Genomic DNA, 17,870 nt, shown 5'->3' on the forward strand with positions numbered 1-17,870 from the left:
GGCAGAGGTCCGGCGGCGGCCCGCACGCCACCTGATGGTCGCCCCGCGGAAGGGGTGAGTCAGGAGCGCAGCAGTCCGCGGCGGCGGCCGATCGCGGCTGCCTCGGTGCGGCTGGCGGCGCCGAGCTTGGCCAGGATGTTGGAGACGTGCACCGAGACGGTCTTGGTGCTGATGAACAGCTGCCGGCCGATCTCGCCGTTGCTGCGGCCCTCGGCCACCAGGGCCAGGATCTCGGCCTCTCGGGCGGTCAGCGCCGCCGTCGCCTGCGGGGTCGCCGGCCCGCTGTCGCCGAGCAGCGCCAGCAGCGGCCGGGCGCCCAGGGCACGGGCGGCGGCGCGAGCCTGCTCCGCCAGCCCGCGCGCGGCCTCGGCGTCACCGCCGGCGCGCAGTACGTCGGCGTAGGCCGCGCGGACCAGGGCGAGCTCGTGCACATGCCCGAACGCCGCGAATGACGCCTCGGCCCTGCGCCACGCCTCGACCAGCTCGGCGGACGGACCGCCGCCCTCCAGCAGCCAGCGCAGCCGCAGCCGCTCGGCCGCGACCCGGTCGATCCACGCCCGGCCCTCGGGTCCCCACTCGGGGCCGTCGGCATGGTGGCGCTGGGCGATGGTGGCGTCGTCGGCCAGCCGGTCGGCCGTCTCGGTCGTCTCGGCCGTCTCGGCGGAGGTGGCGGCCCCGCCGGCCAGGTCGGCCAGCCGGCCCAGCGCGGTGGCGGCGAGCCTGACGCCGGCCGCGAAGCCGGGTCCCCAGGCCCGGATGAGCGCCTCGCGCGCCTCGCCGTACGCCTGCAGCACGGCGGCCGGCGTGGTGGCCGCCCGGATCTCGGTGGCGGCGCTGAACGCCACCACGATCCCGTCGATCTCCCACTGGGACCGGTGGATCCGCTGTGGCACCTTCTCGCCGCGTGCCTGTCGGATCGAGAGCCGGATCGAGTCCAGGGCGGCGGAGGGCAGCGCCGGCGCACCGGGTACGGCGATCGCGAGCAGGGCCAGCGCCTCGTCCCACCGACCGGTGACGTAGTAGACCCAGGCGAGCTGGTGGCGGGCCTCGAAGGCGTACGGCGCCCACGGCCGCCCGAACCGCTCCGCCCGCTCCACGACCGACCGGAAGGCGGTCTCCGCTGCTGGCCAGTCGCCCTCGTCCTCGTAGGAGCGGGCCAGGATGTAGCGGGCCTGCAGCTCGGCCTCGACGTTGCCGGCGGCGACGGCCCGCTCGATCGCGGCCGGCATCATCGCGCGGAACGCCGCCGGCTCGGTGTGCGGCCGGCCGGCCGAGGTGAGCGTGGTGACCACCGCCGAGGCGACCCGCGGCAGGTTGTGCCGCTCGGCGAAGGCCAGCGCGTCCAGGCCGACCTGCTCGGCCTCCTCGTAGCGCTCGGCCCAGTAGAGGATCTGGGTGTGATTGGCCAGCACCCGGGCACGCAGCGCCGGCTCGGCGTCGACGCTGGCCGCGACCGCCTCGGCCGAGACGTCCACGGCGTCGCGCTCGGTGTGGTCGAGCAGGCCCAGGCTGACCGCCTGGGCGGTGAGCAGCCGAGCCCGGCCGGACCGACAGTCCTCGGGGAGCCGGTGGAGCTGATCGGCCGCCACCCGCACCGCCCGCTCGGTGTGCCCCGCGGCGAGCAGGGCGTCGATGGTCGCCTCGGCTACCCGCACCGGCGACTCGTCCGGCGGCAGCTCGCGGTGAGGGTCGGCGAGCAGTTGCAGCGCGTACTCGAAGTGCGCCGCCGCCTCGCCCGGGCCGCCGATGGTCGCCGCCTCGTCGCCGGCGCGGATGCTCGCGGCCAGCGCGGTGTCGAGGTCGTGCGCCAGCCGGGCGTGCCGGGCCAGCTCGGCGGCGGTGCCGGCCGCGCTGCCCGAGCTCAGCGCGGCCACGTAACGGGCGTGCAGCCGCACCCGCTGCCCGGGCAGCAGGTCGTCGTAGACGGCCTCGCCGAGGAGCGCGTGCCGGAACCAGTACTCGCCCTCGCCGGCCACGAGCACGTGCGACTCGACCGCCTGCCGCAGCGCGTCGTCGAGCGCGTCCTCGCACAGGTCGGTGACGGCGGCGAGCAGCTGGTGGGTGACCTTGCGGCCGGCCGCGCTGGCAGTGCGGACCAGGTCGCGGGCGGCCTCGTCGAGCCGGTCGAGCCGCACCAGGAGTACGTCGGCCAGCTCGTCCGGAACCCACCGGTCGGGCCCGCTGGCGGCGCCGACCAGCTCCTCGACGAAGAACGCGTTGCCCTCGGCGCGCGCGACGATGTCGAGCTTCTCCTGCTCGGTGGCGCCCGGGTCGAGCGCGGTGACCAGGGCGCGGACGTCGTCGTCGCCGAGGGGGCCGAGGCTCAGCCGGGACACCCCGCGCAGCCGGGACCACTCCGCGACCTGGCGTCGCAGCGGGTGCCGGCGGTGCAGGTCGTCGGTGCGGTAAGAGGCCACGATCGCGACCGGGCCGGTCAGCGGCCGGGTGAACAGGAAGGTGAGCAGCTCGCGGGTGGACTGGTCGGCCCAGTGCACGTCCTCGATCACGAGCAGCAGCGGCGTGTGGACGGCGAGCGCCTCCAGCAGCGCGTGCACGCCCTCGAACAGCTGCATCCGGTCCGCGTCGCCGCTGCCCGGCTCGCTGGCGCCGAGCAGCCGCCGTACCGGCTGGAGACGGGCGAGGTCGGGATAGCCGCGGCCGACCTGCTCGACCACGTCCGGCCAGCGGTCGGCGAGCCGGTCGAGCAGCTCGGAGAAGGGCAGGTAGGGCAGTGCGCTGTCGCCGAGGTCGAGGCAGTGCCCGACGTACCCCTGCCAGCCGGTGCGCTCCGCCGCCTCGGTCAGCTCCTGCAGCAGCCGGGTCTTGCCGGCGCCGGCGTCTCCGGACAGCAGCACGTGCACCCGCTGTCCGTCGGCACCCGTGGCGACGCCGAGCAGCTCGGAGAGCTCGCTCAGCTCGGCGTCGCGGCCGATCAGGGTCCCACTCGTGTGCGCCACGTCGGCCATGATCCCCGGTGCCGGCGCGGCCCGCATCACGATTCCCAGGTGCCGGTGGCCCTCCGCTGCCGGGCGCGCTCCTTGCGCAGCCGGATCGCCTGTCGGCGTCCGACGATCTGCTCGCGGATCCGTGCGGCCCGGTAGGCTCGCTCCGCCTCGATGAAACTGGTGTCGTAGTGGCTCATGCCGACGAGACTCGCGCCCTGAGGTAGGGCCGCACATCGGGAGAGCTCCCGATCCGCTACCTCAGATCACAGGTTCTGCACGACCCAGTCGATGCAGCGGGTCAGTGCGGCGACGTCGGCGGCGTCGACGGCCGGATACATCGCGATGCGCAGCTGGTTGGTGCCCACGCCGCGGTAGGCGTCCACGTCGACGATGCCGTTCTCGCGCAGCGCCGCCATCACCTTCGCCCGGTCGATCGCCGGGTCGAGCTCGACGGTGCCGACCACCGGGGAGCGGTGTGCCGGGTCCGCCACGAAGGGCGCGGCGTACGACGAGGCCTCCGCCCAGCCGTAGAGCGCCTCCGCGCTGGCGGCGGTGCGGGCGACCATGCCGCCCAGCCCACCGTTGCCGTTCATCCAGTCCAGCTGCTCGGCCATCAGGAACAGCGTCGCCACCGCCGGGGTGTTGACGGTCTGGTCCAGCCGGGACTGCTTGACCGCCGCGGCCAGGTCGAAGAACGCCGGGATGTGCCGCTCGCTCGCGGCCAGCTCCTCGGCGCGCGCGATCGCCGCCGGCGACATCAGCGCGATCCACAGCCCGCCGTCGGAGGCGAACGACTTCTGCGGGGCGAAGTAGTAGACGTCGCACTCGCGCACGTCCAGCGGCAGGCCGCCGGCGGCGGAGGTGGCGTCGATCAGCACCAGCTGGTCGGGGCGCGCGCCCTCGGGGCGGACGACGGGGGCCATCACGCCGGTGGAGGTCTCGTTGTGGGTCCACGCGTAGGCGTCCACGTCGTCCTCGAACACCGCGGCCGTGCGGGCGCCGTACTCCGCGTGGCGGATGGTCGGCTGCCCCAGCCACGGCGCGGAGGCGGCCTCCGCGGCGAACTTCTTGGCGAACTCTCCGAAGACCACGTGCTGGCTGCGCGCGCGGATCAGCGCATAGGTGGCCAGCGAGAAGAACCCGATCGAGCCGCCGTTGCCCAGCACGACCTCGTAGCCGTCGGGGAGGTCGAAGAGCGTCGCCAGCCCCTCGCGCACCCGACGCACCAGCCCCTTGACCGGCGCCTGGCGGTGCGAGGTGCCCATCAGCGCGGCGCCGGTGGCGGCCAGCGCCTCGAGGCGACCGCCGGGGATCTTGGAGGGTCCCGATCCGAAGCGGCCGTCGGCGGGCAGGAGGTCGGCGGGAATCTGCATGGGCCTATTGTCGCAGCGCGCGAGGCGGGTGTCGCCGCCGACGACCATGCGGACAGCCCGCGCGCAAAGTGCCCGCAAAGTGTCACCGTGATAGTTCGCGCGTCGGGTGACACTTCGCAAGTGTCACTTCAGCCGCAAAGTGTCACGGTGACACTTTGGGGAGAGCCGGCTACTTGCCCCAGGCGTCGTTCCAGCCCTCGACCGAGTTGGCCGGGCGGGAGGCGGGGCCGGCGTAGACGGCCGAGGGGCGGATCAGTCGGCCGGTCTTGACCTGCTCGAGGATGTGCGCCGACCAGCCACCGGTGCGGGCACAGGTGAACATCGAGGTGAACATGTGCGCCGGGACCTCGGCGAAGTCGAGCACGATGGCGGCCCAGAATTCGACGTTGGTCTCCAGCACGCGGTCGGGGCGGCGGGCACGGAGCTCGGCCAGCGCGGCCTTCTCCAGGGCCTCGGCGACCTCGAAGCGCGGCGCGCCCAGCTCCTTCGCGGTACGGCGAAGGACGCGGGCTCGCGGGTCCTCGGCACGGTAGACCCGGTGGCCGAAGCCCATCAGCCGCTCACCGGAGTCGAGCAGGTTCTTGACGTAGGCCTCGGCGTTGCCGGACTGCTCGACCTCCTCGATCATGCCGAGCACGCGGGACGGCGCGCCGCCATGCAGCGGACCGCTCATCGCGCCGATCGCGCCAGAGAAGGCGGCCGCCACGTCGGCGCCGGTGGAGGTGATGACCCGCGCGGTGAAGGTGGAGGCGTTCATGCCGTGCTCGGCCGCGCTCGACCAGTAGGCGTCGATCGCGTGCGCGTGCTTCGGGTCGGCCTCGCCGCGCCATCGGATCAGGAACTTCTCGGCCAGGGTGCGGCCCTGGTCGACGACCGCCTGCGGCACCACCGGCCGGTGCAGGCCGCGGGCCGACTGACCGGCGTAAGAGAGCACCATCACCGCCACCCGGGCGAGGTCCTCGCGGGCCTGCTCCGGGGTGATGTCGTAGGTGGGGCGGAAGCCGAACGCCGGCGCCAGCATCGCGATCGCGGCCTGTACGTCGACACGGACGTCGCCGGTGTGGAGCGGCAGGTTGTAGGCCTCCGCGGGCGGCAGGCCGGGAGTGTAGGAGCCGTCGATCAGCAGGCCCCACACGTTCTCGAACGGCACCCGGCCGACCAGGTCCTCGATGTCGACACCGCGGTAACGCAGCGCGGAGCCTTCCTTGTCCGGCTCGGCGATCTGCGTCTCGAACGCGACGACGCCCTCGAGCCCGTGGTGTACCTCGGTCATGCCAGCTCCTTGTCCATGTTTCTCCGCTGGCATTCTGCACCACGGGGCCCGAGGGCGACGGTGCCCGGGGGACCTAACGCTGCTGCTGGGTCGCGACCGTGCTGAGGATCAGCGTGGCCGACCGTGCGGTGATCAGGCCGACGGCGAGCCCGATGCCGACGCCGAGCGCGACGCACAGGGCCAGGCCGCCGAACACCGCCCGGGACCGACCGGGATCGGCGCACAGCCAGCCCAGCAGGCGGGCGGCGGCCAGGATGGTACGGCGCAGCGCCGCCCAGGCGAGGTGTCGCCCCGACGACGCGGCCGACCGCAGGCGACCGGTGTCGGGACCGACGGTGCGGGGCAGGGACAGCTGGGACACGGCCACCGCCTCAGGCCGACCGGGCGACGGTCAGGTCCCGCAGCCCACGCGAGCCCTCGGCCAGCATCCGGAAGATCCGCTCGTAGCCGGCGGCCATGACCGGCAGGTCGAAGTGACCGGTGGCGTGACGGCGGCAGGCGAACGGGCTCAGGTCGCCGGCTCGCTCGATGCCCGCGGCCAGGTCCTCGGCCCGGTCCACGATGATCCCGCTGACACCGTCGGCGACGACCTCGGGGACGCTGCCGCGGCGGAGCGCGACGACCGGCGTACCGCATGCCATCGCCTCCACCATCACCATCCCGAACGGCTCCTCCCACTGGATCGGGAAGGCCAGGCATGCGGCCCGGCCGAACAGCTCCCGCTTGAGCTCGGCGTCGGCCTCGCCGACGTAGGTCGCGTCCGGGCCCAGGCGGGGCTCGATCCGGTCGCGGAAGTAGTCCTTCTCCTCCGGTTCGTTGAGCTTGCCGGCCAGCACGATGCGGCGCCCGGCCTTCCGTGCGGCGTCGATCGCCAGGTGGGCGCCCTTGTCCGGGCTGAAGCGGCCCAGCCACAACACGAAGTCGTCCTTCTTCTCGACGAAGGGAAAGCTCGCCACGTCGACCGCGTTGTGGACCACGCCCACCCAGTTGATGCGTGGGTTCAGTCGGCGCTGGGCCTCCGAGATCGCGATGACGTCGATGCTGCGGCCCAGCCGCTCGAAGTAGTCGCCGTTAGCGCCGGTCGCCGGGCCGTGCAGCGTCGCCACCGTGGGTACGCCGCGCCCGCGGGCCAGCAGCGGCCCGGCCAGGCTGTGGTCGTGGACCAGGTCCACGTCCAGATCGGCCAGGGCCTCGGCGGCGATGGCGGCCGCCTGCACCTCCGGCATCGGGGTGCCGAGCAGCGCAGACGGCGGCTCCTCATAGACCTGGACGAAGTGCTGGGCGCGGGTGCGGTGCCGGCCGGAGGCGACCAGGGTGACCTCGTGACCGCGGTCGACGAGCGAATCGACGAGGGCGGCGACGACCGCCTCGGTGCCGCCGTATCCGACGGGCGGCAGCTCGAACCAGGGCGGCGCCACGACGGCGAGCCGCAGGCGGTCCTCGGTGTGGTCGGTGGGGGAGAGGCGGGGCGAGACGCAGGGCTCGTGGTCCTGGGGTTGTGGCAGCGTGATCGACATGCCTGTCCTTCCTCGGGCTCGTTCGCCGCGGCGAACTTGTTTCCTTTCAAAGACACAATAAAGTTCAAGCCGTAGTTAGAGATTTCCTCCTCCGAGATGGGAATGTACAACATGGCCGATGAGCTCGCAGCGCTCCAGGTCGCCGACGAGGTGGCCGCCTCCAGTGGCGTCCTGGCCCGCGACCCGCACGTCACCCTCGTCGAGGGCTCGTCCTTCTGTGTCTCCACCCACGGCGGGGCCATCGAGGCCGGTGGCACGCACGGCCTCTTCGTCCGCGACACCCGCGTCCTCTCCCGGTGGGAGCTCTTCGTGGACGGCCGCCCCGTCGAGCCGCTGACGGTGGTGCCGGCCGAGCCGTTCAGCTGCCGCTTCTTCGGCCGCTGCACGCCGCGGCCCGGCCACGTCGACGCCACCCTCATCGCCGAGCAGAGGCGGTACGTCGGCCAGGGCATGCGCGAGGACCTGGTGCTGCACAACTACGGCAGTGAGGCAGCCGGCGTGGAGGTGCACCTGGCGGTCGAGGCCGACTTCGCCGACCTGTTCGAGGTCAAGGACCATCGCCGCGGCACTCGCCGTACCGTCGGGCGACGGGTGGTCGGCTCGGACCTGCTCTTCTGGCTCGAGCACACCCCCGACCAGCGCGGCGTGCGGATCACCGCACCCGGCGCGCAGCTGGGCAGCGACGGGATCACCTTCCGCGTGGTCGTGCCCGCCCACGGCGAGTGGTCGGTGACGGTGGAGGTGCTGCCCAGCGTGTCCGGTCACGAGCTGGCGGCCGCCTTCCCGATCGACCGTCCAGTGGACAGCGCCGTGCCCTCGCGCCGGATGCGCGGGTGGAACGCGGTGGCCCCGACGATCGAGGTGGGACACCCGGCCCTGGCGGACGCGCTCGCGATGAGCCGGCGCGACCTCGGCGCCCTGCGCATCGTCGACGCGGACCACCCCGACGACGACGTGGTCGCGGCCGGTGCCCCCTGGTTCATGGCGCTCTTCGCTCGAGACTCCCTGCTGACCAGCACGATGATGCTGCCGTACTTCCCCGAGCTCGCGCTCGGCACACTGCGCACCCTCGCCCGGTTGCAGGGCAGCAAGGTCGATCCGATGACCGAGGAGGAGCCCGGCCGCATCCTGCACGAGGTCCGGCTCGGCGCCGACCTGTCGCTCGCGCTCGGCGGCGAGTCCGTCTACTACGGCTCGATCGACTCCACGCCGCTGTTCGTCATGCTCGTCGGCGAGGCCCTGCGCTGGGGCGCACCGGCCGAGGAGCTGCGCGAGCTCCTCCCGAGCGTGGATCGCGCGCTGCGCTGGATCGAGGAGTACGGCGACCGCGACGGCGACGGCTTCGTGGAGTACCAGCGCTCCACGGACCGGGGCCTGCTGCACCAGGGCTGGAAGGACAGCTTCGACGCGATCTCCTTCTCCGACGGCCGGGAGGCGCGCCCGCCGATCGCGCTGGCCGAGGTACAGGGCTATTGCTACGCCGCCTTCCGAGCCCGGGCCGATCTGGCCGAGGCCGCCGGCGAGACGGAGCTGGCCGAGCACTGGCGGGAGCGGGCCGAGCGGCTCAAGCGACGCTTCCACGAGGCGTTCTGGCTGCCGGAGGCGGGGCGCTACGCGATGGCGCTGGACGCGGACAAGCAGCCGGTGGATGCCGGGGGCTCCAACGTCGGGCACTGCCTGTGGACCGGCATCGTGGCCGAGGAGGTGGCCGAGACGGTGGTCAAGGAGCTGACGTCGCCCTCGTCGTACTCCGGCTTCGGGATCCGCACGCTGGCCACCGACGCCGGCCGCTACAACCCGGTCAGCTATCACAACGGGTCGGTGTGGCCGCACGACACCGCCATCGTCGCGGCCGGGATGGCGCGCTACGGGTTCCGCGACGAGGCGGCGCGGGTGCTGGCCGGCCTGTTGGAGGCCGCGGCCGTCTTCGGCGGGCGGCTGCCGGAGCTGTTCTGCGGCTTCGACCGCCAGGAGGTGCCCGTGCCGGTGCCGTATCCGACCTCCTGCTCTCCGCAGGCCTGGGCCGCCGGGGTGCCCTACCTGATCCTGACCACGGCGCTCGGGCTGCGTGCCGACCTGCCACACGGCCGCTTCGAGGCGGCCACGCCGATGTCGTTCGTAGGCCCGGTCCGGCTCAGCGGTCTCCGGCTCGGTGGACACCTGGTCGACGTGCGTGCCGACGGTGCGACGGTCACCGCCGACGGGCTGCCCGACGGAGTACGATGCGGGACTCGTCCGGACCGTCGGTGAGGGGTGGAGTGCCGTGGCGACCGAGCCGTCCAAGCCCGAGTCGGCATCGCCGCTCGACGACTCCAGCGTGCCCTTCTACACGATCGGCCAGGTCGCCCAGATCCTCGGCATGCAGCCGGCCGCCCTGCGCCGCCTCGACGAGCAGGACATCGTCCGGCCCGACCGCTCCGAGGGCGGCCAGCGTCGCTACAGTCGCGACGAGGTCGAGCGCCTGCGCGAGGTCATCGAGCTGACCGACGAGGGCGTCACCCTCGCCGGCGTGCGCCGCGTGCTCGCCCTGCGGCAGCGCGTCTTGGACCTCGAGGAGGAGATCGCGCAGATCAAGGACGGAGACACCTCGTCATGACGGGACTGGACCTCGCGGCTGCCCGTGAGGAGTACGCCCGGGGCGGCCTCAGTGAGGCGGAGCTTGCCGCCGACCCGATGGAGATGTTCGAGCGCTGGTACGTCGAGGCGCGAGACGCGGGAGTGCGCGAGCCCAACGCGATGGTGGTCGCGACCACCGATCCCGACGGCACCCCCTCCGCGCGGTTCGTGCTGCTCAAGGGCTTCTCGGCCGACGGCTTCGTCTTCTTCACCAACCTGTCCTCGCGCAAGGGCCGGGCGCTGGCGGCCGACCCGCGGATCGCGCTGCTCTTCCCCTGGCACGACCTCGAGCGGCAGGTGCGGGTCGAGGGCGCCGCGGCGCCGCTGCCCCGCGCCGAGGTGGAGGCCTACTTCGCCTCCCGGCCGCGGCCCTCGCAGCTGGGCGCGTGGGCCTCGCACCAGAGCAGCGTGGTCGCCGGTCGTGACGAGCTCGACGCGGCCTACGCCGCCGCGCAGGAGCGCTTCGCCGACCGGGACGTGCCGGTGCCGGAGGAGTGGGGCGGCTACCGGGTAACGCCGGCGAGTGTGGAGTTCTGGCAGGGCCGGGTCGGGCGGATGCACGACCGGCTGGTCTATCGCCGTACCGCCGGCGGGTGGGCGACCGAGCGGCTGGCACCGTAAGCCCTGACGAAAGTCAGTGGTGAGTGAGTGCTCACTCACTTAGGCTGGCCGGCATGGTCCGTGCTGCCCCGATGACGCTCGAGGAGCGTCGTGCCGCGCTGGTCGACGCCACCCTGCCGCTGCTCTACCAGCACGGTCGCGGCGTCACCACCCGGTTGATCGCCGAGGCGGCCGGCGTCGCCGAGGGCACCATCTTCCGAGCCTTCGGCTCCAAGGACGAGCTGGTCGACGCCGCGATCGCGAAGGCGTTCGAGCCCGGCCAGCTCGTCACCCGGCTCGACGACATCGACATGTCCTGGCCGCTGGAGCAGCGGCTGGTCACGCTGGTCAGCATCCTCCAGCAGCGGCTGCTCGCGGTCTTCGGCCTGATGCGGACCTGCGGGATGGTCGCCCCACCCGCGGTGGACGAGGCCGCGCACGAGCAGTGGCGGCGCCGGGTGGTCGCCCGGCTGATCGAGGTGGTCGGGCCCGACGAGGCAAGACTGTCGGTGTCGCCGGGCAGACTGCTGCACCTGCTCCGCCTGCTGACCTTCTCCGCGAGCCATCGCGAGATCGCCGAGGACCAGCTCCTCACGCCCGAAGAGATTGTCGACGTCGTCCTGCACGGCGTCTTGAAGAAGGACTGCCCCTGATGCTCCTCCGACTCCTGCGCGACTACCTGCGCCCCTACCGGCGGTGGCTGGCCTGCGTCGTGGTGCTGCAGTTCACCAGCACGGTCGCGATGCTGTTCCTGCCCAGCCTCAACGCCGACATCATCGACAACGGCGTGCTGCTCCAGGACAACGGCTACATCCTGCGCGAGGGCGGGGTGATGCTCGGCGTCTCGCTGCTGCAGATCTGCTGCTCGATCGGCGCGGTCTTCTTCGCCGCGCGTACGGCGATGGCCTTCGGCCGTGACCTGCGCCGTGACCTGTTCGGCCGGGTCGGGTCCTTCAGCGGTCGCGAGGTCGCCCACTTCGGCGCGCCGTCGCTGATCACCCGCAACACCAACGACATCCAGCAGGTGCAGATGCTCGCGCTGATGAGCTGCACCATGGCGGTGACGGTCCCGATCATGATGGTCGGCGGCGTGCTGATGGCGATGCGCCAGGACCTGCGGCTGAGCTGGCTGCTGGCCGTCGTCGTACCCGTGCTGTTCCTGGCCGTCGGCTTCGTGGTCAGCAAGATGGTGCCCAACTTCCGGCTCGTGCAGGAGCGGATCGACGGGGTCAACCGGGTGCTGCGGGAGCAGATCACCGGCATCCGGGTGGTGCGGGCGTTCGTGCGCGAGCCGCTGGAGACCCGCCGCTTCGGCGACGCCAACGACGGCCTGACCCGGGTCTCGATCGCGGCCGGGCGGTGGATGGCGATGATGTTCCCGCTGGTCATGCTGGTGATCAACACCGCCAGCGTCGCGGTGATGTGGTTCGGCGGCCATCGCGTCGCCGACGGCCTGGGCGTGGGGGCGTTGACCGCGTTCCTCTCCTACCTCATGCAGATCCTGATGAGCGTGATGATGGGGACGTTCATGCTGATGCAGGTGCCGCGCAGCGCGGTCTGCGCCGACCGCATCGTCGAGGTGCTCGACACCTCCTCGACAGTGGTGCCGCCGACCGACGGCATCACCGAGGTTGCCACCCACGGCGAGCTCGACCTCGAAGGCGTCGGGTTCACCTACCCGGGGGCCGCCGCACCCGTGCTCGCCGACATCAGCTTCAGCGCCCGGCCCGGTCAGACGGTCGCGGTGATCGGCTCCACCGGTGCGGGCAAGACCACCCTGGTCAACCTCATCCCACGGCTCTTCGACGCGACCGCCGGGCGGGTGCTGGTCGACGGCGTCGACGTGCGCCGGCTCGCCCCCGAGGCGCTGCACGGCCGGCTCGGGCTGGTGCCGCAGAAGGCCTTCCTCTTCACCGGCACGATCCGCTCCAACCTGCTGCACGGCAAGCCCGACGCCACCGACGCCGAGCTCTGGCACGCCCTGGAGGTGGCCCAGGCCCGCGACTTCGTGTCGGCGCTCGACGAGCAGCTCGATGCGCCCGTCGTGCAGGGCGGCACCAACTTCTCCGGCGGTCAGCGGCAGCGGCTGGCGATCGCCCGCGCCCTGGTCCGCCGCCCGGAGATCTACCTGTTCGACGACTCCTTCAGCGCCCTCGACCTGGCCACCGACGCCCGGCTGCGGGCAGCGCTGCAGCCGGAGACCCGGGAGGCCACCGTCGTGATCGTCGCCCAGCGCGTCTCCACCATCCGCAATGCCGACCTGATCCTCGTCCTCGAGGACGGTGTCATCGTCGGCCGCGGCACCCATCACGAGCTGCTGGCGTCGAGTCCGACGTATCAGGAGATCGTGGCGTCCCAGCTCAGCGCGGAGGAGGCCGCCTGATGGCCGAGCAGAGTCAGTCCAAGAAGACCCTCCAGGTCACCGAGCGGGTGGTGCAGCAGCGCGGCCCGATGGGCGCTGGCATGGTCGGGCAGAAGGCGCACGACTTCCGTGCCTCCGGCCGCAGGCTGGTCGCACGAATGGCGCCGCAGCGCAACGCCGCCATCGCCGTACTCCTGCTGGCGGTCTGCTCCGTCTTCCTGATGTCGCTGGGGCCGCGCCTGCTCGGGCACGCCACCAACGTCATCGTCGACGGCTGGATCAGCCACCGCGCCGGCGGCCCCGGCATTGACTTCACCGCGCTGGGGCACAAGCTCGAGATCGTCTTCGCGGTCTACGTCGCCGCCAGCCTGCTCTCCGCCGTCCAGGGCTGGCTGCTCAACGGCGTGGTGCAGCGCACCGTCTTCCAGCTGCGCGCCGACGTGGAGGACAAGGTCAACCATCTGCCGCTGGAGTACTTCGACCGGCAGCCACGTGGCGAGCTGCTCTCCCGGGTGACCAACGACATCGACAACGTCAGCCAGACCCTGCAGCAGACCATGTCGCAGCTGCTCACCTCGCTGCTGAGCGTCATCTTCGTGCTCACCCAGATGTTCTGGATCAGCCCACTGCTGGCCTGCGTGGCACTGGTGTGCGTGCCGGTGGCGATGCTGCTGACCGGGCGGGTGATGAAGCGTTCGCAGGGGCAGTTCATCGCGCAGTGGCGGCGGACCGGCGCGCTCAACGCGCACATCGAGGAGACGTTCTCGGGCCACGACCTGGTCACCGTCTTCGGGCGGCAGGAGGAGGTCGAGGAGATCTTCCGCGAGCAGAACGACGGGCTCTACGAGGCGTCGTTCAAGGCGCAGTTCGTCAGCGGGCTGATCATGCCGCTGATGATGTTCGTGGGAAACCTGCAGTTCGTCATCGTCGCCGTCGTCGGCGGCCTGCGGGTGGCCAGCGGGCACATCACCGTCGGCGACCTGCAGGCGTTCATCCAGTACTCCCGCCAGTTCACCCAGCCGCTGACCACCGTCGCCTCGATGATGAACCTGCTGCAGTCCGGCGTGGCCAGCGCGGAGCGCGTCTTCGAGCTGCTCGATGCCGAGGAGCAGGTGCCGGAGACGACCGCCCGGATCGAGCCGGTCGACTCCCGCGGCGAGGTCCGCTTCGAGCACGTCAGCTTCCGGTACGACGAGGACGTGCCGCTGATCGAGGACCTCTCACTGGTCGCCAGCCCCGGGCAGACGGTGGCCATCGTCGGGCCTACCGGCGCCGGCAAGACGACCCTGGTCAACCTGATCATGCGGTTCTACGAGCTGCGCGGCGGGCGGATCGCCCTGGACGGCGTCGACATCACCGCGATGCCGCGCGCCGCGCTGCGCTCCCGGATCGGGATGGTGCTGCAGGACACCTGGCTCTTCGAGGGCACCATCCGGGAGAACATCGTCTACGGCCGGCCCGAGGCGAGCGAGGAGGAGATGCTGGCGGCCGCGCGGGCCACGTTCGTGGACAGGTTCGTGCACTCGCTGCCCGACGGCTACGACACGCGCATCGACGGCGAGGGCGGCAAGCTCTCGGCCGGCGAACGGCAGCTCATCACCATCGCGCGGGCGTTCCTGGCCCAGCCGGACCTGCTCATCCTCGACGAGGCGACCTCCAGCGTCGACACCCGCACCGAGCTGCTGCTGCAGCAGGCGATGGCGGCGCTGCGCACCGACCGGACCAGCTTCGTGATCGCCCACCGGCTCTCCACGATCCGCGACGCCGACCTCATCCTGGTGATGGAGGACGGGGCGATCGTCGAGCAGGGCACCCACGACTCGTTGCTCGCCTGCGAGGGCGCCTACGCCCGGCTCTACCGCTCCCAGTTCGCCGCGGCCCAGGTCGAGGAGGAAGTCGCCTGACGGTTCATCGACGTATGCCGAACCGACACATCCCGTGCGGAGTTCCACTGGGGAAGTGCGGGTTGGTCGACATACCTTGATGAACCAGCGGGCGGCCCTCAGGTGCGGTCGGTGCGCAGCAGGCTGTAGAGGTAGCCGTCGCGGTAGCGGCCGTCGCGCCACTGCGCCTCGCGGATCACGCCCTCGCGGCGGAAGCCGATCTTCTCCAGGGAGCGCTGCTCGGCATGGTTGTCGACGTCGGTGTGCGCCTCGATGCGGTGGCACGGCGTGTGCCGGAAGAGCAGGTCGACCAGCATCCGCTGCGCCTGGGTGCCGTAGCCACGGCCGCGGGCGGCCGGTGCCAGCCAGATCCCGATCATCGGATTGCGTGAGGCCGCGTTGGGGCCCCACTGCTGGTAGATCCAGCTGACGTTGCCGAGCACGGCACCGCCGGGGCCGTCGGGGCCGTCGGGTTCGGCGATGACCAGGCCGCCGGGCTGGTCCAGCCGTGGCGAGTAGACCTCGGTGCGCGGCGCCCGCGGCCCCCAGTCGTCGAACTCCGACTCGCCGCCGGTCAGGAAGGGCAGGTCGGCGGTGGTGGCGGGGCGCAGCAGGATCGACACGCGAGGACGCTATCGCGCCTCACGGCGCGGTTCACAGGGCCGGTCACAGAGCCAGGAAGCGCACCCCGCGCGCGGTGACCAGCAGCACTCGCCCGTCCGGCAGGCCAACGGCCCGGGCCTGGTCGACGTCGCCGCCGTGGCCCACCGGCACCGTGGTGGTGTGCAGCCTGCCGGCGTGCAACCGCAGGATGGCGAGGTAGCCGGCGCGCCCGTGCCGGATCACGGTGAGCACGGTGCGGTGCCCGGGCAGCCAGGTGAAGGCCCGTGCGTCCTCGGCCGCCACGGCGGTGGTGCCGGTGCCGAAGGCGTGCACGTCCAGGCGGCGTACGTGGCTGAGGTCGGTGACGTCGAAGAGGCCGACCTGGGCGGTGGTGCGATCATGGGTGGTGATCGCTCCGACGCCGATCATCCGCTTACCGCCCAGTGGATGGAGGTACGACGAGAAGCCGGGCAGCTTCAGCGAGCCCAGCAGCCGTGGGTGGGCGGGATCGGAGAGGTCGACGGCGTACATCGGATCGGTCCGGCGGTAGGTCACCACGATGGCGAGGTCGTCGAACCAGCGCACCGCCTGGATCTGCTCGTGCTTGCCGAGGCCGCCGAGCCGGCCGGACTCGACCAGGTGAGTGCCGTCGCGATGCAGGATCAGGATCGCGTTGGCGTCGGCGGTGGTGGACGAGGCGCCGACCGCGACCCGCAGGACACCGTCGACCGAGTCCATCGACCAGCGGTCGGCGATGGTGCCGTTGACGGTGCCCGAGGCGACGTGGACCGCGGTGTCGCCGTACAGCGCGAAGTCGAACACATAGGTCTTCCCGCTCGGCACGGGGATCGGGCCCGCCAGCGGTTGCATGCAGCCCGGGCACGGAGTCGCGGTCTGTGGCACGCCGGTCAGGTAGAGGTCGTCGGCCGACTCGTAGGCGACGGCCGTGGCGCCGGCCAGCCCGATCGCGCTGGGGTGCGTGGGCGTCGTGGCGGTGAAGCCCACCACGCTGACCGTGTCGAGGCCGAGGTCCATCGGCGGGATGGCGACGTTGCGACAGTCCAGGAGCTGGCCGCTGCCGGAGCCGGCGTCGTACGTCGGCAGCCAGTCGGCGAGCGTGGAGTGCCGGACGAGCGCGCGGTTGGCGGCCAGCGCCTCCTTGGTGGTGCGGTGCCTGGTCGGGTGCACGAAGCCCAGGTCGGGCAGGCCGGAGGAGAGCACCAACCGGACCACGTCGCCGTGCTGACGGGCGGAGAGCAAGGCCGCGGAGTAGGCGACGTCGTCGTCGATCGCGGGGTGCGCCGGGTCGGCGACGGAGACGGTCAGCACCCGGGTGCCGGCGGTGCCGTGGCCGTCGGTACCGGCCGGCGCGGTGCTGTCGGTGCCGAGCACGACCACGGTAGTGCCGGTGAACAGCAACTCCGGATCGCCGACACCGGGCAGCGCGAGCGAGGCGAGCTGCGCGGGGCTGGCGCCGGTGACGTCGTAGACGAGCAGATCGCCGCCCTGCACGCGGACCAGGAGACGGCCGTCGGTCTTCACGGTGTCGGGCTCGTCGACCCCCGCCTCCTGGACGTTGGTGCCGGTCGCGCTGCTGATCTGCCGCACGGTGCCGGGCGCGGCCGCGAAGCCGTCCATCGAGGCCGAGCCCGTGGCGGCGGCGAGTGGCACGCTGAGCTGCTCGTCGAAGAGGCCGCTGACCACGCCGCCGTCCCAGCCCCAGGCCGTCACCCGGGCCAGCCCGCGGTCGACGTACGACGAGAGCAGCTGGCCGCAGGACGTGGCCGCGGGCAGATCGGCCTGGAAGGCGACCGGGGTCGTCCCGGCGGGTCCGGCGTGCTGGGCCGCGGCGGCTCCGGAGCCCCCACCGGCGCCGGAGCCCCCGCCGGCTCGGTGGACCAGCGTCCCGGTCACGACGGCGGCGCCGAGTGCGAGCACCATCCCGGGGGCGAGCAGCGGCCGGGTCAGCGCACGCCGTCCGCGCGCGCCGACCCGCCGCCGCCCCTCACGCAGGATGTCGGCCGTCGGCACGGGCCCGACCGGGTAGTCGTCCCACAGGCGTTCGAGGTCGGTCATCGGTTCTCTCCGGTCAGGTCGAGGAGGTGCCGGTCGGCGGCGAGCCGGGCGAGGGAGCGAGAGAGCCTGCTCTTGACGGTGCCGGCCGAGATGCCGAGGGTGGCGGCGGTCTGCGCCTCGCTGAGCTGGACGAAGTAGCGCAGTACCACGACGTCGCGGTTGGGCTTGCTCAGCCCGGCCAGGGCCCGGTGGACGGCGTCGGCGACGGCGACTGCCTCACCGGTGTCCTCGACCAGGTCGCCCTCGGTGAGGACGTCGGTGGGCACGTCCACCCGGCCGCGCCACCAACGGGTACGGCGCTGGTCGCGCAGGCAGTTGAGCAGCATCCGGTAGACGTAGGCGTCCCGGTTGTCGGCGTTGGTCACCCGGTTCCAGCCGGCGTAGCAGCGCACCAACGTGGTCTGGGCCAGGTCCTCCGCCTCGTGTGGCCGGGCGCCCAGGAAGACAGCCGCACGGACCAGCCGGCCCCACTGCTCGGCGGCGTAGCGGGAGTAGGCCGCCTCGGCGTCGTCGTCCACGGGTCCTCCATCGGAAGGTGTCGACCATACGACGCGACCGGCGGTGGGGGAGGTTCCCTTGGCATCCCGAATGAGGGCCGCCGAGGCGGGTACCCCTGGGCTGA

At 72.4% G+C, this 17,870-nt stretch carries 15 protein-coding genes; 6 read left to right on the top strand and 9 right to left on the bottom strand.

The window, feature by feature from the left end:
- Positions 1–59 precede the first annotated feature (59 nt).
- From VHA72_RS13990 to VHA72_RS14015, 6 genes are all read right to left on the bottom strand, one after another.
- Positions 60–2,957, bottom strand: coding sequence for a helix-turn-helix transcriptional regulator (locus VHA72_RS13990; RefSeq protein ID WP_325576234.1), 2,898 nt, complete (start codon positions 2,955–2,957; stop codon positions 60–62).
- Between the two features lie 35 nt (positions 2,958–2,992).
- Positions 2,993–3,142, bottom strand: a complete 150-nt coding sequence (locus VHA72_RS13995; protein WP_325576236.1) for a hypothetical protein — start codon at positions 3,140–3,142, stop codon at positions 2,993–2,995.
- Between the two features lie 66 nt (positions 3,143–3,208).
- On the bottom strand, positions 3,209–4,318 hold the full coding sequence (serC, locus tag VHA72_RS14000; protein ID WP_325576238.1) for a phosphoserine transaminase: 1,110 nt from the start codon (positions 4,316–4,318) through the stop codon (positions 3,209–3,211).
- 169 nt (positions 4,319–4,487) lie between these two features.
- Complete coding sequence (locus VHA72_RS14005; protein WP_325576240.1) at positions 4,488–5,591, bottom strand: citrate synthase 2; 1,104 nt, start codon at positions 5,589–5,591, stop codon at positions 4,488–4,490.
- 73 nt (positions 5,592–5,664) lie between these two features.
- Positions 5,665–5,952 carry a hypothetical protein gene (locus VHA72_RS14010; RefSeq protein WP_325576242.1) on the bottom strand — a complete coding sequence of 96 codons (288 nt, stop codon included), beginning with the start codon at positions 5,950–5,952 and terminating at the stop codon, positions 5,665–5,667.
- 10 nt (positions 5,953–5,962) lie between these two features.
- Positions 5,963–7,108: a glycosyltransferase family 4 protein gene (locus VHA72_RS14015; RefSeq protein ID WP_325576244.1), complete on the bottom strand. Its 1,146-nt coding sequence runs from the start codon at positions 7,106–7,108 to the stop codon at positions 5,963–5,965.
- 111 nt (positions 7,109–7,219) lie between these two features.
- Here VHA72_RS14015 and VHA72_RS14020 point away from each other — a divergent pair, with 111 nt between their 5' ends.
- From VHA72_RS14020 to VHA72_RS14045, 6 genes are read left to right on the top strand one after another with little or no spacing between them, the layout of a single operon-like run.
- Positions 7,220–9,358: an amylo-alpha-1,6-glucosidase gene (locus tag VHA72_RS14020; protein ID WP_325576246.1), complete on the top strand. Its 2,139-nt coding sequence runs from the start codon at positions 7,220–7,222 to the stop codon at positions 9,356–9,358.
- A 13-nt stretch (positions 9,359–9,371) separates the two neighbouring features.
- A complete protein-coding gene (locus VHA72_RS14025) occupies positions 9,372–9,704 on the top strand; it encodes a MerR family transcriptional regulator (RefSeq protein ID WP_325576247.1) in 333 nt (110 codons plus the stop codon).
- A complete protein-coding gene (gene pdxH / locus VHA72_RS14030; protein WP_325576249.1) occupies positions 9,701–10,345 on the top strand; it encodes a pyridoxamine 5'-phosphate oxidase in 645 nt (214 codons plus the stop codon). The genes VHA72_RS14025 and pdxH overlap by 4 nt, the downstream gene beginning before the upstream one ends.
- 53 nt (positions 10,346–10,398) lie before the next feature.
- Entirely contained in the window at positions 10,399–10,977 is a 579-nt protein-coding gene (locus tag VHA72_RS14035) for a TetR/AcrR family transcriptional regulator (RefSeq protein WP_325576251.1), read from the top strand.
- Entirely contained in the window at positions 10,977–12,707 is a 1,731-nt protein-coding gene (locus VHA72_RS14040) for an ABC transporter ATP-binding protein (protein WP_325576253.1), read from the top strand. The genes VHA72_RS14035 and VHA72_RS14040 overlap by 1 nt, the downstream gene beginning before the upstream one ends.
- The gene (locus tag VHA72_RS14045; protein ID WP_325576255.1) at positions 12,707–14,590 is read left to right on the top strand and encodes an ABC transporter ATP-binding protein; all 1,884 of its coding nucleotides are present in this window, start codon (positions 12,707–12,709) and stop codon (positions 14,588–14,590) included. Before VHA72_RS14040 ends, VHA72_RS14045 begins: the two co-directional genes overlap by 1 nt.
- 98 nt (positions 14,591–14,688) lie before the next feature.
- Here VHA72_RS14045 and VHA72_RS14050 read toward each other — a convergent pair whose 3' ends face one another.
- Genes VHA72_RS14050 through VHA72_RS14060 form a run of 3 tightly spaced genes read right to left on the bottom strand, consistent with a single transcriptional unit; the run spans position 14,689 to position 17,766 of the window.
- Positions 14,689–15,192 (bottom strand): GNAT family N-acetyltransferase, encoded by a 504-nt coding sequence (locus VHA72_RS14050; protein ID WP_325576257.1) that lies wholly within the window; start codon positions 15,190–15,192, stop codon positions 14,689–14,691.
- Between the two features lie 43 nt (positions 15,193–15,235).
- Positions 15,236–17,248, bottom strand: a complete 2,013-nt coding sequence (locus VHA72_RS14055) for a beta-propeller domain-containing protein (protein ID WP_325576259.1) — start codon at positions 17,246–17,248, stop codon at positions 15,236–15,238.
- The gene (locus VHA72_RS14060; RefSeq protein ID WP_325576261.1) at positions 17,245–17,766 is read right to left on the bottom strand and encodes a SigE family RNA polymerase sigma factor; all 522 of its coding nucleotides are present in this window, start codon (positions 17,764–17,766) and stop codon (positions 17,245–17,247) included. The genes VHA72_RS14055 and VHA72_RS14060 overlap by 4 nt, the downstream gene beginning before the upstream one ends.
- Positions 17,767–17,870 lie beyond the last annotated feature (104 nt).

It is taken from the genome of Nocardioides sp. (assembly GCF_035547795.1).
Lineage (GTDB): Bacteria > Actinomycetota > Actinomycetes > Propionibacteriales > Nocardioidaceae > Nocardioides.